At 71.2% G+C, this 23152-nt stretch carries 25 protein-coding genes; 16 read left to right on the top strand and 9 right to left on the bottom strand.

The features are described from left to right. The first annotated feature begins 62 nt into the window (after nucleotides 1-62). The 4 genes from DEI93_RS07915 to DEI93_RS07900 all read left to right on the top strand — a co-directional run bounded on the left by DEI93_RS07915 (nucleotide 63) and on the right by DEI93_RS07900 (nucleotide 4139). The gene (locus tag DEI93_RS07915; protein ID WP_111120740.1) at nucleotides 63-1253 is read left to right on the top strand and encodes a substrate-binding domain-containing protein; all 1191 of its coding nucleotides are present in this window, start codon (nucleotides 63-65) and stop codon (nucleotides 1251-1253) included. An 89-nt stretch (nucleotides 1254-1342) separates the two neighbouring features. Then, nucleotides 1343-2737 carry an FAD-binding oxidoreductase gene (locus DEI93_RS07910; RefSeq protein WP_111119186.1) on the top strand — a complete coding sequence of 465 codons (1395 nt, stop codon included), beginning with the start codon at nucleotides 1343-1345 and terminating at the stop codon, nucleotides 2735-2737. Then, on the top strand, nucleotides 2734-3519 hold the full coding sequence (locus DEI93_RS07905) for a creatininase family protein (RefSeq protein WP_111119025.1): 786 nt from the start codon (nucleotides 2734-2736) through the stop codon (nucleotides 3517-3519). The genes DEI93_RS07910 and DEI93_RS07905 overlap by 4 nt, the downstream gene beginning before the upstream one ends. Next, a complete protein-coding gene (locus tag DEI93_RS07900; RefSeq protein ID WP_220037841.1) occupies nucleotides 3516-4139 on the top strand; it encodes a pyridoxine/pyridoxamine 5'-phosphate oxidase in 624 nt (207 codons plus the stop codon). The genes DEI93_RS07905 and DEI93_RS07900 overlap by 4 nt, the downstream gene beginning before the upstream one ends. A gap of 28 nt (nucleotides 4140-4167) precedes the next feature. On the opposite strand, the gene DEI93_RS07895 is transcribed toward DEI93_RS07900, so the two are convergent. Next, nucleotides 4168-4581 (bottom strand): BLUF domain-containing protein, encoded by a 414-nt coding sequence (locus tag DEI93_RS07895; RefSeq protein ID WP_181435147.1) that lies wholly within the window; start codon nucleotides 4579-4581, stop codon nucleotides 4168-4170. 269 nt (nucleotides 4582-4850) lie between these two features. On the opposite strand from DEI93_RS07895, the gene DEI93_RS07890 reads away from it, so the two are divergent. Continuing rightward, nucleotides 4851-5768: an NmrA family NAD(P)-binding protein gene (locus tag DEI93_RS07890; RefSeq protein ID WP_111008902.1), complete on the top strand. Its 918-nt coding sequence runs from the start codon at nucleotides 4851-4853 to the stop codon at nucleotides 5766-5768. A 52-nt stretch (nucleotides 5769-5820) separates the two neighbouring features. Here the strand turns inward: DEI93_RS07890 and DEI93_RS07885 are convergent, their stop codons facing one another. Beyond that, nucleotides 5821-6135, bottom strand: a complete 315-nt coding sequence (locus DEI93_RS07885; RefSeq protein ID WP_146243999.1) for a hypothetical protein — start codon at nucleotides 6133-6135, stop codon at nucleotides 5821-5823. A gap of 248 nt (nucleotides 6136-6383) precedes the next feature. Further along, nucleotides 6384-7868: a glycoside hydrolase family 16 protein gene (locus DEI93_RS07880; protein WP_181435957.1), complete on the bottom strand. Its 1485-nt coding sequence runs from the start codon at nucleotides 7866-7868 to the stop codon at nucleotides 6384-6386. Nucleotides 7869-8162: 294 nt separating this feature from the next. On the opposite strand from DEI93_RS07880, the gene DEI93_RS07875 reads away from it, so the two are divergent. The 4 genes from DEI93_RS07875 to DEI93_RS07860 all read left to right on the top strand — a co-directional run bounded on the left by DEI93_RS07875 (nucleotide 8163) and on the right by DEI93_RS07860 (nucleotide 11740). After that, entirely contained in the window at nucleotides 8163-9092 is a 930-nt protein-coding gene (locus tag DEI93_RS07875; protein WP_111119027.1) for an NADP-dependent oxidoreductase, read from the top strand. Between the two features lie 130 nt (nucleotides 9093-9222). Then, the gene (locus tag DEI93_RS07870; RefSeq protein WP_111119028.1) at nucleotides 9223-10110 is read left to right on the top strand and encodes an aldo/keto reductase; all 888 of its coding nucleotides are present in this window, start codon (nucleotides 9223-9225) and stop codon (nucleotides 10108-10110) included. Between the two features lie 182 nt (nucleotides 10111-10292). Further along, complete coding sequence (locus DEI93_RS07865) at nucleotides 10293-11207, top strand: helix-turn-helix transcriptional regulator (RefSeq protein WP_111119188.1); 915 nt, start codon at nucleotides 10293-10295, stop codon at nucleotides 11205-11207. Nucleotides 11208-11317: 110 nt separating this feature from the next. After that, on the top strand, nucleotides 11318-11740 hold the full coding sequence (locus tag DEI93_RS07860; protein ID WP_146244328.1) for a hypothetical protein: 423 nt from the start codon (nucleotides 11318-11320) through the stop codon (nucleotides 11738-11740). Between the two features lie 23 nt (nucleotides 11741-11763). On the opposite strand, the gene DEI93_RS07855 is transcribed toward DEI93_RS07860, so the two are convergent. The 3 genes from DEI93_RS07855 to DEI93_RS07845 all read right to left on the bottom strand — a co-directional run bounded on the left by DEI93_RS07855 (nucleotide 11764) and on the right by DEI93_RS07845 (nucleotide 16379). Then, entirely contained in the window at nucleotides 11764-12012 is a 249-nt protein-coding gene (locus DEI93_RS07855) for a hypothetical protein (RefSeq protein ID WP_146244329.1), read from the bottom strand. Nucleotides 12013-12083: 71 nt separating this feature from the next. Next, on the bottom strand, nucleotides 12084-15545 hold the full coding sequence (locus DEI93_RS07850; protein WP_111119031.1) for an esterase-like activity of phytase family protein: 3462 nt from the start codon (nucleotides 15543-15545) through the stop codon (nucleotides 12084-12086). A 117-nt stretch (nucleotides 15546-15662) separates the two neighbouring features. After that, nucleotides 15663-16379: a hypothetical protein gene (locus DEI93_RS07845; RefSeq protein WP_146244330.1), complete on the bottom strand. Its 717-nt coding sequence runs from the start codon at nucleotides 16377-16379 to the stop codon at nucleotides 15663-15665. Nucleotides 16380-16432: 53 nt separating this feature from the next. Between DEI93_RS07845 and DEI93_RS07840 the strand changes: the two genes are divergently transcribed. Continuing rightward, nucleotides 16433-16993, top strand: a complete 561-nt coding sequence (locus DEI93_RS07840) for an MOSC domain-containing protein (RefSeq protein WP_111119033.1) — start codon at nucleotides 16433-16435, stop codon at nucleotides 16991-16993. Between the two features lie 43 nt (nucleotides 16994-17036). Continuing rightward, entirely contained in the window at nucleotides 17037-17651 is a 615-nt protein-coding gene (locus DEI93_RS07835; protein ID WP_181435958.1) for a histidine phosphatase family protein, read from the top strand. On the opposite strand, the gene DEI93_RS07830 is transcribed toward DEI93_RS07835, so the two are convergent. Continuing rightward, nucleotides 17645-18616 (bottom strand): SDR family NAD(P)-dependent oxidoreductase, encoded by a 972-nt coding sequence (locus DEI93_RS07830; protein ID WP_111119035.1) that lies wholly within the window; start codon nucleotides 18614-18616, stop codon nucleotides 17645-17647. The genes DEI93_RS07835 and DEI93_RS07830 overlap by 7 nt on opposite strands. A gap of 65 nt (nucleotides 18617-18681) precedes the next feature. Here DEI93_RS07830 and DEI93_RS07825 point away from each other — a divergent pair, with 65 nt between their 5' ends. Both DEI93_RS07825 and DEI93_RS07820 read left to right on the top strand, forming a co-directional pair. Next, complete coding sequence (locus DEI93_RS07825; RefSeq protein ID WP_111119189.1) at nucleotides 18682-19257, top strand: TetR/AcrR family transcriptional regulator; 576 nt, start codon at nucleotides 18682-18684, stop codon at nucleotides 19255-19257. A 44-nt stretch (nucleotides 19258-19301) separates the two neighbouring features. After that, nucleotides 19302-19781: a hypothetical protein gene (locus DEI93_RS07820; protein WP_111072133.1), complete on the top strand. Its 480-nt coding sequence runs from the start codon at nucleotides 19302-19304 to the stop codon at nucleotides 19779-19781. Nucleotides 19782-19820: 39 nt separating this feature from the next. On the opposite strand, the gene DEI93_RS07815 is transcribed toward DEI93_RS07820, so the two are convergent. Then, a complete protein-coding gene (locus DEI93_RS07815) occupies nucleotides 19821-20216 on the bottom strand; it encodes a VOC family protein (RefSeq protein ID WP_111072132.1) in 396 nt (131 codons plus the stop codon). Nucleotides 20217-20486: 270 nt separating this feature from the next. Here DEI93_RS07815 and DEI93_RS07810 point away from each other — a divergent pair, with 270 nt between their 5' ends. From DEI93_RS07810 to DEI93_RS07800, 3 genes are all read left to right on the top strand, one after another. After that, complete coding sequence (locus DEI93_RS07810; RefSeq protein WP_181435959.1) at nucleotides 20487-21515, top strand: BadF/BadG/BcrA/BcrD ATPase family protein; 1029 nt, start codon at nucleotides 20487-20489, stop codon at nucleotides 21513-21515. A 189-nt stretch (nucleotides 21516-21704) separates the two neighbouring features. Next, nucleotides 21705-21827 (top strand): hypothetical protein, encoded by a 123-nt coding sequence (locus DEI93_RS07805; protein ID WP_258372152.1) that lies wholly within the window; start codon nucleotides 21705-21707, stop codon nucleotides 21825-21827. Nucleotides 21828-21894: 67 nt separating this feature from the next. Beyond that, nucleotides 21895-22476 (top strand): GNAT family N-acetyltransferase, encoded by a 582-nt coding sequence (locus tag DEI93_RS07800; RefSeq protein ID WP_111119037.1) that lies wholly within the window; start codon nucleotides 21895-21897, stop codon nucleotides 22474-22476. 49 nt (nucleotides 22477-22525) lie between these two features. Here the strand turns inward: DEI93_RS07800 and DEI93_RS07795 are convergent, their stop codons facing one another. Then, nucleotides 22526-22657, bottom strand: coding sequence for a hypothetical protein (locus DEI93_RS07795; protein WP_258372153.1), 132 nt, complete (start codon nucleotides 22655-22657; stop codon nucleotides 22526-22528). Between the last annotated feature and the right edge of the window lie 495 nt (nucleotides 22658-23152).

Raw genomic sequence — 23152 nt, 5'->3', positions numbered from 1 at the left:
TCCCCCTCCCACCACACCCTGCACCCCGCACCACCCCGACCTGCACCACGAACGGAGCACCCATGCGCAGCAGAACCCGTCTCGGCGTCGTCGCCGCAGCCCTCGGCGTCACCGCCCTCGCCCTCACCGGCTGTTCGACGAGCACGTCGGACAGCGCCGGCGCCGCGACCACGTCGTCCGCCGCGAAGGGCCCGGCCGTCGACCTGTCCGGCGTCTGCCCCTCGACCGTCGTCGTCCAGACGGACTGGAACCCCGAAGCCGACCACGGGCACGTCTACCAGATGCTCGGGGCGAACCCGAAGATCGACGCCTCGGGCAAGTCCGTCACGGGCGACCTCATGGCGAACGGCAAGTCGACGGGTGTGCAGCTCGAGATCCGCGCGGGCGGTCCCGCGATCGGCTACTCCACGGTGAGCTCGCAGATGTACCAGGACAAGTCGATCACGCTCGGCTACGTCTCCACCGACGAGGCCGTCGAGTTCTCCGGCAACCTGCCCACCACGGCGGTGTTCGCCGAGAACGACGAGTCGCCCATGGTGCTCATGTGGGACCCGGCGACGTACAAGAGCGTCGACAGCATCAAGGGCCTCGGCAAGGCGCTCAAGGCCAAGGGCGGCGTCGTCCGCTACTTCAGCGGCGCCGCGTACATGACCTACCTGGCGCAGGCGGGATACCTCCCGACGAGCGTCCAGGACGGCAGCTACGACGGCACGCCGTCGAAGTTCGTGACCGCGGGCGGCAAGGACGCGCAGCAGGGCTTCGCGACCGCCGAGCCGTACATCTACCAGCACGAGGTGGCGGCCTGGGGCAAGAAGCTCGACTCCTCGCTCGTCTCGAGCACGGGGTGGAACCCCTACCCCGAGACCATGTCCGTCCGCTCGGGCGACCTGGCGAAGCTCACCCCGTGCCTGAAGAAGCTCGTGCCGGTCATGCAGCAGGCCGACGTGGACTACTTCACGAACCCGACACCGACGAACGACCTCATCGACACGCTCGTGCAGGACTACAACAACGGCTGGACCTACGACGCCAAGGTCGGTGCGTTCGCCGTCCAGCAGATGAAGAAGCTCAAGGTCGCCACGGACGGCAGCAACGGCTACGTCGGCGACATGGACGCCAGCCGGCTGAACTCGTTCATCACCAAGGCGGCGCCGATCTTCGAGAAGTCCGGCGGTCACGTCCAGTCGGGGCTCACGGCCGACGACCTGTACACCAACCAGTTCATCGACAAGAAGATCGGGTTCGGCTTCTAGCCGACCCACCGGCCGGGAGGCGCGTGCCGGCCCCGCACCGCGCCTCCCGGCCGCCCACCCCACGCCACCCCACCAGCAAGGAGCCCCACATGCCCGCCACCCCCGCCGCCCTCGAGGCGTTGCGGCTCGACCTGGTCGACCTGCTCGGTGACCGCGGCGTCAGTGCCGACCCGAAGACCCGCGAGCGCGCGTCGGTCGACGAGGCGACGATGAGCCCGATCCTCACCGAGCAGCTGCCCCTCGGCCTCGCCGACCTCGTCGCCTACCCGGCCAGTGCCGACGCGATCGCGCAGACGGTGCAGGCGGCGGCACGGCACGGCGTCCCGGTGACGACGCGCGGCAAGGGCACCGGCAACTACGGGCAGGGCATCCCGCTCGACGGCGGTCTCGTGCTCGACACCTCGCGTGCCCGCGCGGTCGTCGAGGTCGGGGACGGGGTCATCACGGCCGAGGCCGGCACCCCGATGGTGATGATGGAGCAGGCCGCGGCCGCGCAGGGCCAGCAGCTGTGGATGTACCCGTCCACCGCGCAGTCGACGATCGGCGGCTTCCTGTCCGGCGGCTCGGGCGGGACCGGGTCGATCTCCCACGGCTCGAACTGGGAGGGATTCGTCACCGCCCTCGACATCGCGCTCCCGGGTGAGGACGGCCTCCTCCACGTCGAGGGGGACGAGGCCCAGACGTTCGTGCACACCTACGGCACCGCCGGGGTCATCGCGCGGGCCACGGTCCGGCTCGAGCCGCTGCAGGACTGGCGCGCGGTCTACGCGAGCTTCCCGACGTTCGAGCGGGCCCTGACCGCCGTCCGGACGCTCCGCGGTCTGACGCCCGCGCCCCGGCTCGTCAGCGCGGACCGTGCCGAGATCGCCGCCACGCTCCCGAAGGACACGCCCGTGGTGGCGGGTGCGGCGAGCCTGCGCGGCATCATCGACGCCACCGCGCTCGAGGACGCGACCGGGCTCATCGAGGTCGCCGGCGGCACGGTCGTCGAGGTCCGCGAGGGCCTGCAGCAGACCACGAAGGTGTCGATGCTCTCGTACAACCACCCGATCTGGTGGCTCAAGCGGAACACACCCGACACCGTGTACTTCCACGTCGAGGTCGGCGGCGAGGCGCTCATCGACCGGATCGCCGACGTCGAGGGCGTCTACCCGGGCGGCATGCTCCACATCGAGGCCGCCCACCGGTTCCCGATCGGCATGCTCACCGCGCCGTACACCGGAGCCGACGAGGTGTACGCCGGGTACCCGCTGCTCGAGGCCCTCGGCGTGCGGGTGCACAGCCCGCACCAGTACTACGTCGACCACGGCGTCGAGGACCTCGTGGCGCTCAAGCAGCGGACCGATCCCGAGGGCGTGCTCAATCCCGGACACATCGTCGACCCCGCGCTCGTCGACCCCGCGCTCGTCGTCACGGGCGGCTCGACGGCCTCGGCGCAGCCCGCGTCGGCCGCCTCGACCGGCATCCCGGGGTTCGGCAAGTGAGCACGCGCAAGCTCGCCGAGCTGCCCGGGCCGGACGTCGCCGCCCGGTTCGGCCCGGACACGATCGTCGTGCAGCCGACCGGCGCGGTCGAGCACCACGGCCCGCACCTGCCGCTCGTCACCGACTTCCTGCTCGCCGAGCACATCGGCGGCGCAGCGGTCGAGCGAGCGGCCGACGAGGGCCTCGACGTCTGGCAACTGCCGACCCTGGCGTTCACGAAGTCCGACGAGCACAGCTGGGCTCCCGGTACCGTCTGGCTCGACGCCGACACGATGTTCGACACGGTCGTCCAGATCGGGCGGGCGGTCGCGCTCATGGGCGCCGGGACGCTCGTGTTCGCGAACGGCCACGGCGGCAACACGGCACTCCTCCAGGTGGCGCTCCGCGAGATCCGCCGACGGACGGGGCTGAAGACGTTCCTCATGCCGACGCTCGCCCGTGTCCCGGGACCCGACGGCGAGGACGCCGACGAGCGCGGCCTCGGCATCCACGGCGGTGCCGCGGAGACCTCGATGATCCTGCACCTGCGTCCGGACCTCGTGGACCTCGCCCGAGCGGACCGCTGGGTGCCGGACCACATCGCCGACTTCGAGCGCATCGCGTTCAACGGCGGCCCGGTCAGCTTCGGCTGGCTCTCGAACGACTTCGGCACGCCCGGTGTGGTCGGGGACGCCAGCCGTGCGAGCGCGGAGTACGGGAAGCTCCTGTGGGACGTGTCGCTCGACCAGGCCGTCGCGTCCCTGCACGAGATCGCCCGGTTCGACCCCGCGGTCCCGCGGTGACGGACGGGGGCGTCGTCGTCGGCGGGCTCGCCCACGGCGCCGACGCGGACGACGACGTCCCCATGGACCCGCTCGCGCTCGCCGCGCGCTGGCTGCCGGCGCCCGGATCCGGTGTGACCCCGACCATGACGTTGTCGACGATCGGGCTCGACGGCTACCCCGCCGCGCGCACGGTCCTCATGTCCCTGTTCGACGGCCGTCGCGTGCACTTCCACACCGACAGCCGCAGCCGGAAGGCCGCCGAGATCGCCGCGGTGCCCCGTGCCACCGTGACGCTCGTCTGGCCCGAGCTGGCCCGGCAGCTCGTCGTCACCGGCGACGTCGAGCGCGTCACCGACCGGGAGGCCCGGGACGCCTACACCGCGCGGAGTCGCTACCTGCAGGTGCTCGCCTGGCTCAACGACGACGACCTCGCCGCGGTCGAGTCCGACCACCGCCGGACGCGCTGGGCTGCCTTCGACGCCGACCGCCCCGACCTGGATCCACCGACCACGTGGGCCGGCTACGCGATCACCCCGGTGCGGATGGTGTTCTGGCGCGGCGCCGCGGATGCACCGAGCAACCGGCTCCGCTACGACCGGACGGACGCCGGTTGGACGGTCGCACGCGCCGCGGGCTGATCCAGGGCCCTGCCCCCGGTCACCGGCATCAGGTGAACGACGGACGCTTCCGGAACCACTCGACCAGGGCGCGACCGCGCGACGCGTTCCGGTGCTCGTCCCGACCGGCCACGGTCAGGTCGGAGAACCCCGCGACCGCGGTCATGTCCGCGTCCGCCGGCTGGAACGCCATCGACCATCCGGGGAACGCCCGTTCGTCGAGCGGGTCCTCGCAGAGCAGCCGCACGTCCGTGTGTCGAGGGTCCCGCCGGATCACCTCGAACCGCTCGCGCACGGCGTCGTCCGGGCCCTCGAGGACCTGGATGAACCGGCCGTCGCGGTGTGCCAGGACCCCGGTGATCTCGAGCGCCGTGTTGCGGGTGCGCGCGTCGGTGAGGATCGCGGACAACTCGTCGTCCGAGAGCGGTCGGACACTCGTGCTCATGTAGACCAGGGACAGCATGGGGATCCTCATTCCGGGCGGGGCGGCCTCGATCCGCCGGTCGGCCCGCGAACCACGGCCGCACGACGGTGCTCCGCCAGTGAATCCGCACCGCGGTCCGCCGCACAAGCCCCGCCTTCGGGGCCCAGGGCGCCGGCGGTCCCCGCGCGGTAGCCTCCGGGGTGTGCCACCGACGGCGCGGCCCGTCGAGCACCATTCCGGCCGTCACCGTCCCGTCGATCGCCGTCGGCGTCCGGCACGTCCGCGCGACCACCAGGAGCAGCACCGCCATGACCCGAACCGTCCTCGTCGCCGGAGCCACCGGTGACCTCGGTCACCGCATCGTCCGTGCGCTCCTGGAGCGGGACGTGCGGGTCCGCGTCCTCACCCGTCCGGGCAGCACCGCCGCCGACGAGCGGTACGGGTCCGACGACCGCGTCGAGGTCGTCGCCGCTGCGTACTCCCACCGGGAGGCCCTGACCCGCGCGGTCACGGGTGTCGAGTCGGTCGTCTCCGCCGTGAGCGGCGTGCGCCCTGTCATCGTCGACGCGCAGCGCGCGCTGCTCGCGGCCGCGGTCGCCGCGGGCGTGCCCCGGTTCGTCCCGTCGGACTACTCCTCGGACTACCGCCGCATCGCGGTGGGCAGCAACCGCAACTTCGAGCTCCGCCGTGAGTTCGCGGCGGACGTGGACGCCGCGCCGATCCGGGCGACCTCCGTCCTCAACGGCGCGTTCACGGACATGCTCACCGGGCAGGCGCCGATGATCGCGTTCGGGCGCCACCGCGTCATGTACTGGTCGTCACCCGACCAGGTGCTCGACTTCACCACCAAGGACGACGTCGCCCGTGTGACCGCGCTCGTGGCCCTCGACGAGGACGCACCGCGTGTCGTCGAGGTCGCTGGCGACCGCGTCTCCGCCCGGGACGTCGCCCGCACGCTCACCGAACTGACCGGCACGCCCTTCGGGCTGCAGTGGGCCGGCACCACCGGGTCCCTGTCCGTCATGAGCAAGGTGGTCCGCCGACTGTCCCGCAGCGACCAGGACACGTTCCCGGCGTGGCAGGGGATGCAGTACTTCGTGAGCATGTTCAGCGGGCAGGCGCAGCTCCGCCATGTCGACAACGACCGCTACGGGCCGTACCCGTGGACCACGGTGCGCGACGTGCTCGCCGACCACCTGGCGGCGGACGAGGCGCGCGTGGCCTGAGCGGGCCTCCCGGGCGCCCCTGCTGAGCCGCGGACCGCGTGCGCGGGCGCGGTCAGAGGACGACATCGCACACGATCGTCGGCGGTGGTGCACCGTCGTGCCGCGCGGCGTACGCGCGCAGCGTCGCGGCCTTGCCGCCCCCGGTCGAGGCGAGCCGCTCGAGGTGCGGGAGCAACCAGCGCGACGCGTCGTCCTCGTCGAGGCGGTCTGCGAAGTGCTGGAGGAACTCGTCCACGCACCAGACCGCGGTGTGCGAGGTCTCGCCCTCGCACTCGGAGTACGAGACGAGCCGTTCGTCGAACGCGATCCAGACCCTCCGTTCGCACGCCGCGTCACCGGGGACCGGCGTGCGCGTCCACTCGGCCACTCGGTGGAACAGCGTCGGCTGCACCGGCTGCGGCAGTCCCTGCCCGTTCGGACGGGTCGGATGTCGCGGACGGGACGAACGCGACCGACCCCCGGACGCGATCGACCCCGGGACACTACGGATCGACATGGGCCCTCCCCCACGGGCACACGGAACCACCGGATGCCCGTCACGATCCTAGAGCGGGAGGACGAAAAGTGACGAATCCACCGCTTTGGCTCGTGCTCGGAGGACCGCCAGGAGCGTCGTCACTTCCAGATGCTGACCCAGTCGACGTCCACGTGTCCGGTCGCCGTGGCCGGGACGGCGCCCTCACCGATCCAGGTCTCCGCCTGCAGGGTGAGCCGGAAGGCGGTGGTCGGGACGGCGTTCGTCACGGAGTCGACGAGGGTGCCGTCCCAGGAGAACCGGACGACGCCGTGGTCCCACTCGGTGGTCGCGGTGTGCCAACCCGTCGTGTCGGACCCGGCGTACTTGGTGACGGCTGGCGCGAAGCTCATCCGCCCGTTCGCGTAGGTACCCGGGATGGCGGACGCAGGGCGCGGGGTGCCGCCCAGGTCCGCCTCGGGCCAGTCGATCTCGCCTTCGTTCCAGTTGTCGTCCTCGGGCCAGAGGATGCCGACGAACTTGTAGCCGGGGGTCTTCGTCGTCTTGTAGCGGACCGAGACGCGGCCCGTGGTCAACGGCAGGTAGTTGTCCGGGACGACGGTGGAGACGAGCGGCTGTCCGTTCTCGCTGTGCAGATCGAAGTCCAGCTCGCCGCCGGACACGGACAGGACCTTGTTCGGCGCGTACTGCCCGAGCCCCGACGTGTCCCTCGAGCCGTCGTACGCGGACAGGTCGTGGTACCTCGACAGCACCGTGCCGACCGCGGCGGGGGTGGTGAAGTCCTGCGCGTACGCCTGCTTCCACACGCGACCGTTCGACGTCACGTCGCCCTTCGGCATCGCCACCCCGGACGGGCTGGTGGTGACGTTCGCGCCGCTCACCGGTGCCGGTGCCGTGCCCGTGGCGGTGATCGTGACCGTCTTGCACCCGAGCGCGGTGTTCGAACCCGCGCCGGTGTTCACCGCGGTGACGCACACCGACTGCGCTCCGGACTTCGACGTCGTCAGGCTGCCGGAGTAGCCGTGGTCCCCGCTGACGTGCTTGGCCCGGTCGACGTCGGCGCGGGCCCCGGTGGCCTGCAGGGTGCCGACGGCCACACCACCGACCGTCACGGTGACGCTGTTGCTCGCGGCCGCGCTGCTCGGGTCGTAGGTCCACCCCGCGACACCGACCGTGCCCGTACCACCCGACGCCGTGTCGAACGCGCCGACCGGGTTCGCGGCGGTGATCGTGACGGTCTTGCAGCCGAGGTTCGTGTCGGTCCCCGCGCCCGTGTTCACCGCCGTGACGCAGACCGACTGCGCACCCGTCTTCGCGGTGGTCAGGGTCCCGGAGAACCCGTGGTTCCCGCTGACATGCCTGGCCCGGTCGACGTCCGCTCGGACCCCGGTGGCCCGGAGCGTTCCGGCGTTCGTGCCACCGACGGTGACGGTGACGCTGTTGCTCGACGCCGCGCTGCTCGGGTCGTCGGTCCACCCGGCGACGGTGACCGCGCCCGCACCGCCCGATGCCGTGTCGAACGCGCCCACGGGGTTCTGCGTGGCCGCGTTCGCCGGCTCGACGCTCGCACCCACGGCGAGGGCGGCGAGGGCCACGGCCACGGTCGCGGCGAAAGCACGCGTCATGGTCCGGAGGCGGACGGGGTGACGGGATCCCGAGCGGGGCATGACGTTCCTGACGACGTGGTTCGGCGCGGTCGTGCGTCGGGTCACACGGGAGCAGGGAAACGTGCGTCGGGTACACACGTGAGGAGCTGTTGCCCATGACAACAGGTTCGGCGGCGCGCGCGTAGTGCCCAGTTCGGGGGCTTCCGGACGCATTCGGCGATCAGGGACCGGATCAGTGTTGCTTCGTATTCGAAGCAGGTGTACGGTTCTGGTATCGCTTCGAGTTCGAAGCAGTGAGCGAAGGAGTCCATCATGAAGGCAGTCCAGTTCCACGAGGTCGGCGGTCCCGAGGTCCTCGAGGAGGTCGAGATCGAGCAGCCCACCCCGGGCGCCGGGCAGGTGCGGGTCCGCGTCGCGGCATCCGCCTACAACGCGGCCGACGCCGGGATGCGCGGCGGGTTCCTCCCCATCCCGATCGCGCTGCCCCACGTGCCCGGGTACGACGTGTCCGGCACGATCGACGCGGTCGGCGAGGACGTCGACGGGCTCGCCGTCGGCGACGCCGTGATCGGCTTCCTGCCGATGGAGCGCGACGGTGGCGCGGCGGAGTACGTCATCGCACCCGCCGAGGCCCTGGTCCCCGCCCCGACGAGCATCCCGCTCCCCGACGCAGCCGCGCTGCCGTCCGTCGCGTTGACCGCATGGCAGGCGCTCTTCGACGACGGTGGTCTCCACGCCGGTCAGCGCGTCCTCATCGTCGGCGCCGGTGGCGTCGTGGGGAAGTACGCGATCCAGCTCGCCAAGCGCGCCGGCGTGTTCGTCAGCGCGACCGCCAGCCCCCGCAGCATCGACGCCGTCCGCGCGGCCGGCGCCGACCAGGTCATCGACCACACGGACGCCGATCTGCTCGCATCCGTCGACGGCCAGTTCGACGTGTTGCTCAACCTCGCACCGATCGACCCGGAGCAGTTCGCCGCGGACGTCGCCGCCGTCCGCGACGGAGGCGTGGTCGTCAGCACGACGGCGTTCATGGCCACGCCCGACGACGAGTCCCGCGGCGTGCGGGCATCGACGGTGTTCGTGCTGCCGAACCGCGAACGCCTCGCCGAACTGGTGTCCCTGGTCGACGACGGCGCGCTCACCGTCGAGGTCACCCGTCGGATCCCGCTGGGCGACCTGCCCGCGCTCCACGCGGAAGCCGAGGCCGGTCGGATCGCCGGGAAGGTCATCGTCCTCCCCTGACCGGTGACAGGGACCGTCGTCCCCGGTTCTGCCGGGGCGTCCCTCCGCTGCACCGCGTGGGCACGGCGTGGCGGAGGGAGGGAACGGCAGCCCCCGTCACGCTCCGGCCGCGGGACCTAACGTCGTCGTCATGGACATGATCACACTCAACAACGGCGTCCAGCTGCCGCCGATCGGCTTCGGCGTCTTCCAGAGTTCCCCCGAGGACACCGTCGAGGCGGTCCGCACCGCACTCGACGTCGGCTACCGCCACATCGACACCGCAGCCGCGTACGGCAACGAGCGTGAGGTCGGCCAGGCGGTCCGCGCCTCCGGCCTCGACCGGGACGAGATCGTCATCGAGACGAAGGTGTTTCCGTCCGACTACGGGTACGACGAGGCCCTGCATGCGTTCGAGAAGGCCACCGGCAAGCTCGGCATCGACACCATCGACGTCTTCATCCTCCACCAGCCCGCACCCGACCGGTTCGAGAAGACCGTGCAGGCGTACAAGGCCCTGGAGTCGCTGTACGCCGAGGGCAAGGTCCGCGCGATCGGCGTGAGCAACTTCATGCCGCACCACCTCGAGTCCCTCCTCGCGCAGACCGAGGTGGTGCCGGCGCTCAACCAGATCGAGCTGCACCCGTACTTCACGCAGCGGGAGGTCCAGCGTGTCGACGCCGAGCACGGCATCCTCGACCAGGCGTGGTCCCCGATCGGCGGCATCACCTTCTACCCGGGCTGGGGCGGCGACGAGCGCGTCAGCGTGCTCGCGGACCCGACCATCGGGGCGATCGCCGAGGCGCACGGGCGGACCCCGGCGCAGGTGATGCTGCGCTGGCACGTGCAGCAGGGCCGGAACGCGATCCCGAAGTCCACCGACCCCGGCCGTATCGCCGAGAACTTCGCGGTGTTCGACTTCGCGCTGTCCGACGACGAGCTCGCGCGGCTCGACGCGCTCGACACCGGACGGCGGGGCGGCCCCGACCCCGACGGTGACTCCTCGCGCTTCGACGCGCGGGTCATCCCGGAGGCCTGACGCGCCGACCGGTCGGACGGGAGGCGCGGTGCCGGCGGTAGCGGGCCTCCCGTCCGACCGCGCACCGGTCGCGCACCGGCCGCTCGCCAGTCGCTCGCCGGTCGGCTGGTGAGCTCCTGCCGGTGGCGCGGGGTACCGACAGCACCTCCCCGGTCGCCGACGGTGGTCGTACCGTCGATGACATGGACGCGACGACACAGGTCAAGGAGTTCCTGACCTCCCGACGGGGCCGCATCACTCCGGAGCAGGCCGGCCTTCCCGTGTTCAGCGGCAACCGACGCGTGACCGGACTCCGACGCGAGGAGGTCGCGTTGCTCGCCGGTGTCAGCGTGGACTACTACGTCCGCCTGGAACGCGGGAACCTCGGCGGGGTCTCCGACACCGTCCTCGAGTCGCTCTCGCGCGCACTGCAGCTGGACGAGGTCGAGCACGCGCATCTGTTCGACCTCGCGCACACCCAGAACGCCGCGCCCACCGCCCGGCGTCGTCGCCTCACCAACCGCGTCCGGCCCAACGTGCAGCGGATGCTCGACGCGATGAGCGCCCCGGCGTTCGTCCGCAACGGCCGGTCGGACTTCCTCGCCGGCAACCGGCTCGGACGTGCCCTCTACTCGCCGCTGTTCATCGACCCGATCGGCACGCCCAACACCGCGCGGTTCGCGTTCCTCGACCCCCGTGCCCGCACATTCTACCCCGACTGGGACCAGCTCGCGTCCGATCTCGTGGCGGTCCTCCGTACCGAGGCGGGCCGGAGCCCGTACGACAAGGGGCTGACCGACCTCATCGGCGAGCTCTCGACCCGGAGCGACGACTTCCGCGTGCGATGGGCCACGCACGACGTCCGCGCGCACCGGAGCGGCCTCAAGCGCATCCACCACCCGGTGGTCGGGGACCTCGAGCTGACCTACGAGGCGTTGGACCTCAACGCCGACACGGGTCTGACGTTCGTGGTCTACGGCACGCTGCCGGACTCCGCCTCGGAACAGGCGCTGCAGCTACTCGCGGCCTGGGCAGCCACCGCGGACGCCGAGGAGCGGAGCGCCGCGCTCGTGATCGACCAGGATCCGTCTGCTGACATGGTCCGCCGGTTCGAATGAATCTCACGGTCAGCGGTCCTGATCCCCGCTGGCCGCACGCACGAGAGCGCAAGCCGTTGCCGAATCGCCCGTAGTGTGTCATCAGCACGAGGGGGCTGGGGATGGGACGAGTGCGGACAGCAGTCGGGGCCGTGATCGCCCTGGCAACGGTCCTCGCCGTGACCGGGTGCGGCCAGGACGCGGCCGACCTCCCGACCGCGCCCCTCGCCCGCGCCGACCTCGTCGGGACCTGGGCCTCGGACGGCGCTGGCACCATCCGGTTCGACCGCGGCGGCACGGTCCGTCTGGTGGGTGTCCCCCTGCGCGGGATCACGGCACAGCCTGATGACCCGGCCACGCCCTCCACGAGCACCGGCCGCTGGCACATCGAGGACGGCGATGGGTGGGGGTGGAAGACCGTGTGCTGGGAGAACCGCGATGCAGACCGCTGCACCGCGATCGTTCGCGGGTCGGCCGCACATCGCCAACTCGATCTCGTGGTCGGCGACCCGGACCAGGTGGATTGGTACCGCTACCACCGAGTGTCGTCGTGACCCTCAGCGCTCAGAGACACGCTTCACCGTCGCGTTCGCGCGGCGACGGTGCCAGCGGTCACCACGAGCAACATGACCGCACCGGTGGCCGCGACGATCCCGCCGAACAGCACCAGCACCCCGGCCCCGATGTTGGCCCCGCCGCCGTCCGCTGTCACGGCGTCGAACCAACCACCGAGTACGAGTGCGGCGAGGCCGATGACGAACACGATGCCGCCACCGACGACCACGCCGCGGTGCCGACGAGGTCCGCGACCAGAGGGAGATGTCATGCCGGCAGCCTCTCGCGCCAGTGTTGCCGAGGGCAAGGCACCCACGCCGTAGGCGAGCCCAGGGCGCATGGCTACCGCGGCAGCCGCACGGCCAGGTCCAGGATCCGCGTCCGCTGCAGCGCGCCGAAGTTGTCGTCGGAGATGAGCGCGACGCCCACGCGCCCACCGGCAGCGCGGCCCGTGATCGCCATGCCTTCGTAGTTGTCGAGGAGCGGGTTCGTCTGGGTCTCGAGCGCCGTCGCGCCGAGCGTCGGACCCTTCACGAGATCGGCGACCAGTGTCTTCCGCAGGATCCTCGACGCCGGTGCGGCCGAGAGGTTCCTGACCCCGCTCACGTCGGAGGCCCGCGACAGACCGGAGACCGAGTACAGGTCCGCGGAGTTGCCCGCGGTCGCCGAGAACGCGGCTTCCTCGACGAGCATCCGGTCGTCCGACACGAGCGCGACCTCGGGGATGCGGTTGCCCGTGTCCGTGCGGTACCCGACCTGCTTCGTCAGCGCCCACGCGCCGGAGCGCCCCCGGGTGTACACGAGCAGACGGTGGGCGGTGGCGTCACCGGCGGCGGAGACGTCGCCGGACAGCGCGCCCTCCATCGACGCGACGATCGTGTGCCCGGACGGCGAGATCGACAGGCCCTCGAGCGTCGCGTTCGCGGTGGCCTCGCCCGGGACGCTCGCACCCTCGAGCCCCGCTCCGGACAACGCCGTGCCGGTCACCGCGAACCGTCCGGGGACCGGCAGCTGCGCCTTCTGCACGCCGTCGCGGCCGAAGACCCGGATCGACGGTTCCGTCTCGGAGCTCACCAGGTAGTCGCCGTTCGGGAGGACCGCCAGGCCTTCGTCGTCTGCCGTGAGACCGGTGTAGGGAACGCCCTGTTCGTTCCTCAGGACCAACGGATCACGGGTGACCGTCGGGTCGTCGAGGTTCCGGAAGAACCAGATCCGCGACGGGTCGTCCGCGTGGTTGTCCACGGCGGAGATCCACGACCGCGACCGGCCGTCGTAGGCCAGCGACGAGAGGCCACCCACCTCGGCTCCGTTGTGCACGAGCTTGTCCAGCGCGTCGCTGTAGCCGAGCGCCACCGCCGCTGGCGGGACGGCCTGGGACGGCCCTCCATGGTGTCCGAAGACGCGGACGACCTGCGGATCGTGGTCACTGGTCTGGTCGGCGAACTCCGCGTTGAGGTGCACCACCTGGTAGTCCGGCGTCCCGACGCCCGCGGTCACGAGGATGTGGTCGAGGACCTCGCTGATCCCGTCGTACACGTACGTGTACTGCTGGTTCGCCGGCAGGGTGGTGATCAGGTCGGTGAGGACCGGCTTCGTCGCGGCCTGGCCGTGCAACGGCTTGCCGGTGAGCGTGGCGAGCGCAGGGCTGAACTGGTGGTCGTTCAAGTCACCCGCCACGACGACCGCGGCCCTCGCGTCGACCTTGAGGATCTGCGCCGTGAAGTCGTGCACGAGCTGCGCCTGCTGCTGACGCTGCACGGCGGACGACCGCGCCGGGTACTGGAATCGACCGTCCTGGTTCTGGTCGCCGAGCTTCGCGTCGAAGTGATTGCCGATGACGAAGACGCGCCGGCCGCGGAACGTGAACTCGCCCACGAGCGGCTTCCGGCTGCTCTGCCAGGCGGCGTCCGTCGGAGCGATGCGCCCCGGCGACAGGGTGACGTCCGGCACGCCGTGGGAGGAGGTGACCACGGTCGCGGTGGTGGACCGGTTCACCGACGCAGGACCGCGGTCGTCGAACCTCACGCGCTTCGGGTTGAAGAGGAACACGACGCGGATGTTGCCGCCGGGCTGACCGCCGTCGGCGTCGTTCACCGGATCGATCTCACGGGACGCGTAGGACGGGCCTCCAGCCGTGGTGATCGCAGCGGTGAGCTTGGCGATGGTCTGATCCGCCGCGACGACACCGTCATCGGTCGCGCCGTCGTCGTCCTGCACCTCCTCGACGGTCAGGATGTCGGGCGAGCGCAGGTTCGCGACGACCCCCTTCGCGAGCGCGGCGAACTTGGTCGCCGGGTCCGACGGCGCCAGGTTCTCGACGTTGTAGGTGGCGACCGACAGCTGATCGGGCTTCGGGGTCGTCGCGACCGTCGGGGTGATGCCTCCCCGCGCGACGGACCCGAGTGTCGTGGCCGTGAGGTCGTACCCGCCGTACTGCGAGTAGTCGACCTCGCCCACGGTGGCACCACGGAACACGTCACCCACGTCCACCCGGGGATTGCTGCCGTTCGCCGCGACGACCTCGAGACGTCCGGACGGCGTCGCGTTCTCGGCGGTCAGGAGCGTGCCGCCGCGCGTCGTCGGGAGCTGGGACGGCTTCGTCGTCACGTACTGCTCGCCGTACTCGTCGCTCGGCCCGACCACGCGGGCGTCGTCGACCTCGACACGCATGCCCTCGAGCGACTCGAAGAAGTCGAGCGCCGTGCGTGTCGGCGTGATGGGCGTGGACTCGATGTTCCCGCCCGCGAGGTCCGGAGCGGACGTGTCGGGCACGCTCGTCGGGCCGAGGACGATCGGCGCCGGCAGCGCGTCCCCCGTCGAGACGACGGTCGCCGTGGCGTTCGTGAGCTCCGTGACCGACAGGTTCGAGGTGGTCGCCGTGGTGTCACCGGAGGCGAGGGGGTAGTAATCCCTGACCGTGCCGCTGACGAGGACACTGTCACCCGCGGCGACCGCCGCCCTCGAGGAGCTGTAGACGAAGACGCCCTCGCTCGTCGCGGGGTCGCTGTCGGCGTCGGGGTCCTGGATCCAGTAGCCCTTGCTGCTGCCCGACGTCCGGATCCCGGTCACGATGCCGGGGACGTTCGTGACCTGCTCGCCGTTGAGCGGCGAGACGAACGACGTCCCCTGGATGTCGTGGATGCGGACCGTGCCCGGCTCGGGCGCAGGGCCGGTCGGCGGGGTCGTCGTCGATGCTGTGTTCGCCGCACCCGGGGTGGGTGCAGCGGCGGCGAAGTCCGTCGCGTTGTGGTCGTCGTCGGACGCCCCCTGCCGCTGCACCGAGGCCGTGTTCGAGGCGCCGACGGCCGGGCTGCCCTCGGCGATCGCCGCGGAGCCGAACCCGACGAGGTCGACCGACGCACTCACGCACGTGGCGCTGTCGGCACAGGTGAGCGCGGTCCGGCTCGCGACGACGGCGACCGTGCCGTCGGTGGCGCTCATCGCGATGGTGCCCGTGACGTCCGGCGTCGGCAGCGCGGTCGTCCCGCCAGCGCCCTTCGCCTCGGCGACGAGGTAGCGACCACCAGGAGCGAGCGTCCCGCTCAGCGGGGTCACCTGCCACGTGCCCGTCGCGGACCCGGCGTGGTACTGGACCGAGTGACCGCTGAGGTCGATGGTCGACGATCCCCGGTTCGCCAACTCCACGAAGTCGTTCGTGAAGGTGCTGCCGGCGTTGCGCCCACCGCCGTACACCTCGTTGACCACCAGATCCGCCGACGGCGCCGCCGTCGCGGGCATCGCGGTCAGCAGACCTCCGGCGATCCCCACGGCCGCCACGACCGATGTTGCGATTGAACGTCGCATGCTGCTCTCCCCTGAACCCCGACGAGCAGCATTCAACCCTGTTCGGGTGACATCCGGGTGACGCGGAGGAGGCCGAACGGATTCACCGAGATCGGTGCGGCAACGACGGCGGCGGCGTCAGCCTGCGTCGCTGACGAACTCCGTCGTCACCCAGGGCAGCAGGTCCCGCTCCACGACCGAGGTGATCACCCGGCCATCGTCGAGTGGCACCGCCAGCCCGAGGACGAACGCGTCGGTGTCGATCGTGAACCCGTCCCTCGCCGTTCCGTCCACGACGACCGCCCGCGGCTGCACCGCGCGGATCGAGACCAGTTCCGTCCAGCCGGGCTCCATCGTGGGGTCGCCGAGTCCGTACTCGTCGCGGAACCGGTTGTGGAGGATGTGGTCGACGTGGGCGCGGAGCAACTCCGGTGGATCGCGTTCGTCGTCGCCGGGCGCGGCGGATCCCGGAGCGAACCAGTGTGTCTGCACGGCCTCCCACAGCGAGGGATGACGCATCCGCTCCCGGCGCTCGAGCAGCCACGGCGGCAGGTCCCGGGGCACCGGCCGAGCGAGCGCGTCCTCCATCTCCGAGGTCAGGTCCGCGAGGTTCACCGGGTCCGAACGGTCGTCCGGGTTCTTCCACACCATGTACATCCGTGCCACGGCCGCGCTGATGGTGACGGCGTCCGCACCACTCCCCTGGCCATGCGACGAGATACCGGCGACGCCCAGGTCCTCGAGATGCCGTTGCGGAACGAATCCGGCGACGGCGATCCCGAGCGCGTCCGCCTCGGCACGCATCGCCAGCTTCAGATCCGGCTGGTCCGTCGGCACCCTTCCCCCGATGTGCATGTCGTGCAGTCTGCCAGGGTCCGTCCCGAGCGGTCCTGCGCCATGATCGAGCCATGAGCGCAGATCACGACACCCACCCTCGCGTCGTCGCAGTGAGCAGGGACGGTGCCCATCGGTTCAGCAAACCGGTGGTGGACGAGGTGGTGCTCGTCGCGGGATTGGGCATCGAGGGTGACGCGCATGCCGGCGTCACGGTTCAGCACCGGTCTCGCGTCGCACGGGACCCGTCCCAGCCGAACCTGCGCCAGGTGCACCTGATCCACGCCGAGCTGTTCGATGACGTGGCGGAAGCGGGACACCACGTCGAGCCGGGTCAGATGGGCGAGAACATCACGACTCGCGGGGTCGACCTCCTCGGTCTTCCCGCAGATGCGCTCCTGCTCTTGGGGTCGGACGCTCGCGTCCGCATCACGGGCCTCCGGAATCCGTGCCAGCAGATCAACGAGTTCGAGCCCGGCCTCCTCCGGGCGGTCCTCGGGAGGGCCGAGGACGGCTCGGTCGAACGCAAGGGCGGCGTCATGGGTGTCGTCGTGTCCGGCGGGGTCGTCCGTCCTGGTGACCCGATCCGGGTCGAGCTGCCCGACGGCGATCTGCAGCCGCTCGGTCCGGTCTGAGCGACGAGACCGGCCGGGGCGCCCGAGGACCGAGGAGCCGACGGTGGTGCAGCGCGTGTGGCTCGTCCGCCACGGCGAACAGGTCCGGCACCGCGACGGAGCGCTCACGGTGCGTGGGACGCAGCAGGCCGACGCGGTGATGCAGCGCCTCCGGACCGAGCCGATCGGGAGGATCGTCATCAGCCCGGCGCGCCGCGCCCGCGACTCCGCGACGCCGCTGCTGATCGACCGCCCCGCGCTCCCTGTTCGAGTGGACGACCGGGCGCGTGAGCGCATGGAGTACGACCCACCGGTCGTCGACGACGCATCGTGGGATGCGTTCCGAGAAGCGTGGGACCGCACGGAGCGCGATCGGGACCTCGTCCCGGCCGTCGGCGATTCGTCGCGCGCAGCCGCGGCACGGCTCCGTCACCTGATCGACGAGGCACTCCCGGACGCAGGTGATCTCGTCGTGATCACGCACGGCGGCATCATCCGCGACGTGCTGCGAGACATCCTCTCCGACGACGAGATGCGATCGCTCCGCCCCGACGCCCTCGCGGGGCTCCCGCACGGGTCGATCACACGTCTCGACGTCGTCGCCCTCGGCTACCACGTGGGCGAGATCGGCACGACGGAGCACCTGCCTGGGTCGCTCTCGGCGGATCCGCGTCAGTGAGGCCCGCGCGTGAGCTCCTCCGACGCCCTCCAGAGCCGATCCGCCGCGTCGGGATCGAGCGCCCACGCCTTCACCCCGTGCGGGTGATCCGCGAGACTCGCCTCGTTCGGAACCGTGTAGGCCTCCTGGCAGTCGTCGAGGTAGTGCCCGCCGGTGTGGGCGAACTCGTGCGCGACCGCGGCGACCATGGTGGTCGCGGCGCCCTGCTCGACCGTCTTGTAGGCGAACACGCCAGCGGCTTCGGCGGCTTCCAACGACGCCTTCTGCGCCGCCGAGAAGTTCCGCTGGAGCCCGGTGGCGATCCCGCCCGGGTTGACGGCGTTCGCGACGATGCCGTCGTCCGCCCAACGGCGCGTCGCCGCCACGGCGAACAGGGAGTTCGCGGTCTTGGCTCGTGCGTAGGCGATCTGGGGATCGTACTCGGATCGGGTGAAGTCGAGGTCGTCGAGGTCGACGTTCGCCCGCATGTGCGCGGTGGAACTGAGCGCGACGATCCGGGCGCCGTCGCGCTCCGCGGCGCCTCTGGCGAGTGACCGTCGAAGACCATTCGCGAGCGCGTGGTGGCCGAGGTGATTCGTGGCGAACTGCAGCTCACGCCCTTCCGCCGTCCGCTCGAGCCCCCCGGTCACCACACCGGCGTTGTTGACGAGCAAGTGCAGCGGAGCCTCCCAATGCGCCACGAAGGCGGCCACGGAGGCGCGATCCGCGAGGTCGAGGTGACGCACGTCCGGCCGGCGGCCCGTCGAATGGGCGACGACGTCGGCCACCGCCGTGCCGGCAGACGTGTTCCTGACGGCGAGCGTGACCGCAGCGCCGGCGGCGGTGAGGGCGCGGGCCGTCTCCACGCCGAGTCCTGACGACGCGCCCGTGACGATCGCGCGCAGACCCATCAGATCGACGTCGACCAGGACGTCAGCGGCGGTGGACTCGGCGTCGAACCGCGTTCGGATGAGCGGAAGGGGCATGCGGGCAACTGTACCGACTAGACAGGTTCTGTCTAGTCGGTATGGAAGGCGGTATCATCGGCGGCATGGTCGACACCTCCACCGGCACGGATGTGGGACGCCGTCGGACCGTGCTCGAATCAGCGCTCGACACGTTCGCACAAGCGGGATACCGGCGGACATCGATGGACGTCATCGCGCGAGCAGCACGGATCTCCCGCCCGGGGTTGTACTTCTTGTTCGAGTCGAAGGAGGCGTTGTTCCGGGAGGCCGCGGCACACGTCCTGACCCAGGATCTGGCAGCGATCGAACAGCTCCTCGCGGACGACACGCGGCCCATCGCCGACCGCCTGCTCGACGCGTTCGACCGGTGGGCCGGACGGTACGTCGGACCGATGGTGCGCGACGTGTCCGCCGTGATCGCCGACAACCCGGAACTCCTCGATGCCACCGCCCGTGAGGCTCCCGCGCGGTTCGAGGCCATGGTGACCGCGGCGATCAGCGACCACTGCGCGGCGGCAGCGGACGTCGCACGGACGCTGAGCAGCGTGTCCGTGGGGCTGAAACACCAGGTCGACACCCGCGACGAGTACCGGGCGCGGCTCGAGGTGGCGATCCGACTCGTTCTGCGGGCAGCGGCGACAGTGGATGCGGCAGGATGAGTCGACGCGGCAGCGAGGGGAAACGTGCCGCACGAGGGGGCACCATGCGCACACTGCTCGTCGCCATCACTGCCGCGTGCGCGGTGATCTCGCTGACCGGATGTTCTGCCGCGGCGCCGCATCACACCGCACGGAGCGCCGTCGCGCACAGCACGGGATCCGCCGCGTCACCGACGCCCGACCCGGACATCGCGGTGACCTGCGCAGGGCTGACGGAGCTCGAGACGGACCTCTCCGCCGCAGACAGCGAGCGGAGTGCGGGCACCATCGAGGACGCCGGGTACGCCGCGATCGTCGATCTGACGCCGACCGTCGTGTCGGGGATGCTGCGAACGCCGGATCGCGGCCTGGTCGCCGACCTCACCGGCATCCAGGACGCTGTTGCCAGCTCGCCGCCGACCGTCGCGTCCGCGCAGTTCGACCCGGACGCGCCCGCGTTCCGCGCGGCCATGCAGCGGGCACAGCACGATTGCGCTGCCAATGGCTCACCGCTCGTCGCCTACGCGCCCGCCGGCCAAGGGTGATGACGACCTACGAGCTCATGACCGGGTGACCCGCGACCCTCAGTCCGCCGGGGCCATGAAGAGGAACCCGAGGTTGTTCCCGTCCGGGTCCTCGAGGTCGCGGGAGTACATGAACCCGAGGTCCTGCGCTGGTTGCGGCTCGTGCCCACCGGCGGCCAGCCCCTTCTCCACGATCGCATCGACCTCGTCGCGGGAGTCGCGCGTCAGGTTGAGGCCGACCTGCGCATGCGTCCTCGGGTCGGCGATCTCCTTCGTGGTCATCGTCGCGAAGAAGTCCCGCGCGACCACCATCAGGTGCAGGTTGTCGGCGACCTCGAAGCACGTCCCGTGCTCATCGGAGAAGTCCGGGTTGACGACGAACCCGAGCGCCTCGTAGAACGCTGCCGATCGCGCGAGATCTCCTGACGTGATGCTCACCCACATGCTGGTCGTCATCGATGCCTCCGGGGTCGTCGCAGTCGCGAGCCAGCCTGCTCGGTCCGGATCCGCTCGTCAACGGGCGCATCGGATCCCCAGCGCATCCGAGTCGACCGGACGGTTCGACGACGCGGGTCACCGAGCGTGGTGCCATGGTGGCGGCCGAGCGCGGAGATCGACAACCGCCACCGGCCCGTGGTCCACGTGCCGACGGTGCGGTAGTGCCACCGAGTGATGCACGGAGCGGCGACAGCGCGGCGTCGAGCGCGGGTTGGCTACGCTCGGCCCATGTCCGACGCCGGAGGGGACCCCCGTTTCGTGATCGCCGCCGACGCCGGGGGCACGTTCTCCCGCGTCGGGTGTTTCGCCCTCGACGGCAGACTGCTCGGCTCCGCGACGGGTCGAGGCGGGAGTCCGTACCACCAAGCGGACGCCGCCGCGAACGTCGCGGACACGACGGTCCGCGCGTTGCAGGACGCCGGCCGCGACGCTGCTGACGCTGTCGCGCTCGTCGCCGGGCTGGCGATGGTGAGCCGTGCCGGTTCGAACCAGGGCGACGGGGACAACGGCTGGGCCGATGACTTCTTCCGCGTGCCGGGGCTGCAGTGCGAACGGCTCATCCTGAACGACGCGGTCGTCGCGCACCGCGGCGCCCTGCTCGGTGCCCCGGGGATCATGGTGGTCACCGGCACCGGCTCGATGATCCTCGCGATCGACGCGGACGGGACCGAGGTCGAGAGCGGGCAGTTCGAGCACTACGCCGGCGCGGCCCGGCACCTGGCCTACGAGGCGGTGCAGCTCATCCTGCTCGGCGCCGCCGGTCCGGACGACGACGAGTTCGTCGCGGCGGTCCTCCGCTCCTGGGGCGCGGACGACGTGCCGGGACTCCGCCACGTCATCCTCGGCCTCGCGCACGTGGACCGGATGGAGGTCCGGCACCGGTTCGGCGCACTCGCGCCCCTCGTGACGGAGGCCGCCGACCGATCGCCACTGGCGGATCGGGCGCTCCGTGATCTCGCCCGCAAGACCGCTCGCGGCGTCGGACTGCTGGCGCCCCTCATCGGCGGCGACCGCGTGACGGTGTCGACGACGGGTGGTCTGGCGACGACGCCGGCGTTCACCGCCCGCCTCGCGGACGCGCTCGACGAGGACACGTACGCATCGGTGGCACTGGTGCCGGCCGCGCTCGACGCGCTCCGCGGTGCAGCGCTGATCGCGTACGGGACCGTCGGGGCGGCCACCAACCGGTCCGTCATCGACCGTCTGCACGAGAGCCAGCAGGACGCTCGACCCGACGGCACCGTCGCTCGATCGTGACGTCGCCGGGCCGCCTGATCCGCCACGCTCGTGCCATGTCGGTAGGGAGGCCCGTGGTGGCGGTGGCCGCAGCGCTCGCCGTGCTCGCGGTGCCGCTGGAGGCTCGGCGACGTTCAGCTGGGTCGGTCTCACCACCGAGGGTGACCCCCGGTACCGACCTTCGTGCGCACGACGCCGTCGGGCGTCTCCATGGCCTCCACCTCGGCGTTCGACGCGTACGGCCAGAACGGATGGACGACCTGGGACTGCCCCGACCTGCAGGACCTCCTCCGTCGCCGCCAGTGCGTCGCGACGACGCGCGCGGGGCGGTGAGACCAGGACCGGCCGCTGCTGGGCCCGAAGCCCCTCCCTGCGCCGTCTCGCTCGGTAGCGTGGGGCGATGGAACCGGTGACGCTCCGAACGCCGCGGCTCGTCCTCAGCCCGCAGACGACCGAGGACGCGGATCAGATCGTGGCGTACTGCCAGGACCCGGACGTCATCGCGTTCACCCCGATACCGGTGCCCTACGGACGCGACGAAGCTGAGTCGTTCGTCCGGCAGGTCGAAGCGGGATGGCGGGACGGGACCCGGTTCGAGTTCGCGGTCCGCCCGCGAGCCGACCCCACCGACGTCGTGGGCGCGGTGAGCATCTTCGGTGTCGCAGACGGAGCCGGAGAAGTCGGGTACCTGCTCGCGCCCGCCGGTCGCGGCCACGGCTTCATGACCGAAGCGGTCAGCGCGATCCTCGACTGGGCGTTCGCCGGTCCTCCCGACGGTCTCGGGCTCAGCCGTGTGCAGTGGCATGCCCTCCCTGAGAACGAGGCTTCCGCTCTGGTCGCGCAACGATGTGGGTTCCGCCTCGAAGGACGGCTCCGATCAGCCCTGACACATCGAGGGACGCGCCGTGACCAGCTCCTGGCGGCGGTGCTCCGGACGGACGACCGCCAGCAGCCGGTCCGTTGGGACGACGGTCCGCAGTAGCTCAGACGAGCCATCACCAACAGGCACCCGTCGACCATGAGCGGACCGGTCACCCCCACCAGGGCTCGTCGACGACGACGTGGTACCGGTCCGCGTTCTGGCCCCGCAGTGCTTGGAGCAGGCAGCGCACCTCCGCAAGCCAATCGGTGTCGCCGGTGCCGTCGGTGGGGAGCTCGTCCACGTCGTACCGTGCGACCCAGCCGCGGAGGGCATCGTCGAGGGCGGCCGGAGGTGCGTGCCTGCAGCAACCCGAATGCTGCAGGCACGCACGGAGCCGTTGCGTTCCAGGGCAACCCGAATGCCCGGCATCGCGACGGCACGAACCAGCATAGGACCTCTCGTGGGATGGTCGTGGGGAAATCCCGTCGGCGGTCTCGTCCCGCTCGTCATCTGCGTCATTGCAGCGGAGGCTCCGGCAGCACGACGCGGACGTTCCGCCACGTCAGACAGGAGCTGCCCGGAGCATGCCGACCGTCAGAGACAGCGCGCCGGCAGCGTTGGCAGCCAGGGCTGCTCGTCAGCCGATCGCAACCGGCCCCCTTCGGTTGCTCGCGGCGAGCAAGCTCCGCGAGGTCGTCACCAAGCCGTGCGAGGACCGGTGCGGGTGCTTCACTGGGTCAATGATCACGAAGCCACCGCCCCGCCTGTAAGAGGTCGATGTGGCCCCGGTCCTGTT

The organism is Curtobacterium sp. MCBD17_035, assembly GCF_003234815.2.
Classification (GTDB): domain Bacteria; phylum Actinomycetota; class Actinomycetes; order Actinomycetales; family Microbacteriaceae; genus Curtobacterium.
Note: the sequence above shows the minus strand (reverse complement) of the source record. Positions and strands in the feature narration are given on the sequence as shown.

Bases quoted from the DNA above. Each gene is read 5' to 3' on its own strand.
- DEI93_RS07915 (WP_111120740.1), top strand. From the start codon at position 63: ATGCGCAGCAGAACCCGTCTCGGCGTCGTCGCCGCAGCCCTCGGCGTC.
- DEI93_RS07910 (WP_111119186.1), top strand. From the start codon at position 1,343: ATGCCCGCCACCCCCGCCGCCCTCGAGGCGTTGCGGCTCGACCTGGTC.
- DEI93_RS07895 (WP_181435147.1), bottom strand. From the start codon at position 4,581: ATGCTGTCCCTGGTCTACATGAGCACGAGTGTCCGACCGCTCTCGGAC.
- DEI93_RS07890 (WP_111008902.1), top strand. From the start codon at position 4,851: ATGACCCGAACCGTCCTCGTCGCCGGAGCCACCGGTGACCTCGGTCAC.
- DEI93_RS07880 (WP_181435957.1), bottom strand. From the start codon at position 7,868: ATGACGCGTGCTTTCGCCGCGACCGTGGCCGTGGCCCTCGCCGCCCTC.
- DEI93_RS07875 (WP_111119027.1), top strand. From the start codon at position 8,163: ATGAAGGCAGTCCAGTTCCACGAGGTCGGCGGTCCCGAGGTCCTCGAG.
- DEI93_RS07870 (WP_111119028.1), top strand. From the start codon at position 9,223: ATGGACATGATCACACTCAACAACGGCGTCCAGCTGCCGCCGATCGGC.
- DEI93_RS07865 (WP_111119188.1), top strand. From the start codon at position 10,293: ATGGACGCGACGACACAGGTCAAGGAGTTCCTGACCTCCCGACGGGGC.
- DEI93_RS07855 (WP_146244329.1), bottom strand. From the start codon at position 12,012: ATGACATCTCCCTCTGGTCGCGGACCTCGTCGGCACCGCGGCGTGGTC.
- DEI93_RS07850 (WP_111119031.1), bottom strand. From the start codon at position 15,545: ATGCGACGTTCAATCGCAACATCGGTCGTGGCGGCCGTGGGGATCGCC.
- DEI93_RS07845 (WP_146244330.1), bottom strand. From the start codon at position 16,379: ATGCACATCGGGGGAAGGGTGCCGACGGACCAGCCGGATCTGAAGCTG.
- DEI93_RS07840 (WP_111119033.1), top strand. From the start codon at position 16,433: ATGAGCGCAGATCACGACACCCACCCTCGCGTCGTCGCAGTGAGCAGG.
- DEI93_RS07830 (WP_111119035.1), bottom strand. From the start codon at position 18,616: ATGCCCCTTCCGCTCATCCGAACGCGGTTCGACGCCGAGTCCACCGCC.
- DEI93_RS07825 (WP_111119189.1), top strand. From the start codon at position 18,682: ATGGTCGACACCTCCACCGGCACGGATGTGGGACGCCGTCGGACCGTG.
- DEI93_RS07820 (WP_111072133.1), top strand. From the start codon at position 19,302: ATGCGCACACTGCTCGTCGCCATCACTGCCGCGTGCGCGGTGATCTCG.
- DEI93_RS07815 (WP_111072132.1), bottom strand. From the start codon at position 20,216: ATGACGACCAGCATGTGGGTGAGCATCACGTCAGGAGATCTCGCGCGA.
- DEI93_RS07810 (WP_181435959.1), top strand. From the start codon at position 20,487: ATGTCCGACGCCGGAGGGGACCCCCGTTTCGTGATCGCCGCCGACGCC.
- DEI93_RS07805 (WP_258372152.1), top strand. From the start codon at position 21,705: ATGGCCTCCACCTCGGCGTTCGACGCGTACGGCCAGAACGGATGGACG.
- DEI93_RS07800 (WP_111119037.1), top strand. From the start codon at position 21,895: ATGGAACCGGTGACGCTCCGAACGCCGCGGCTCGTCCTCAGCCCGCAG.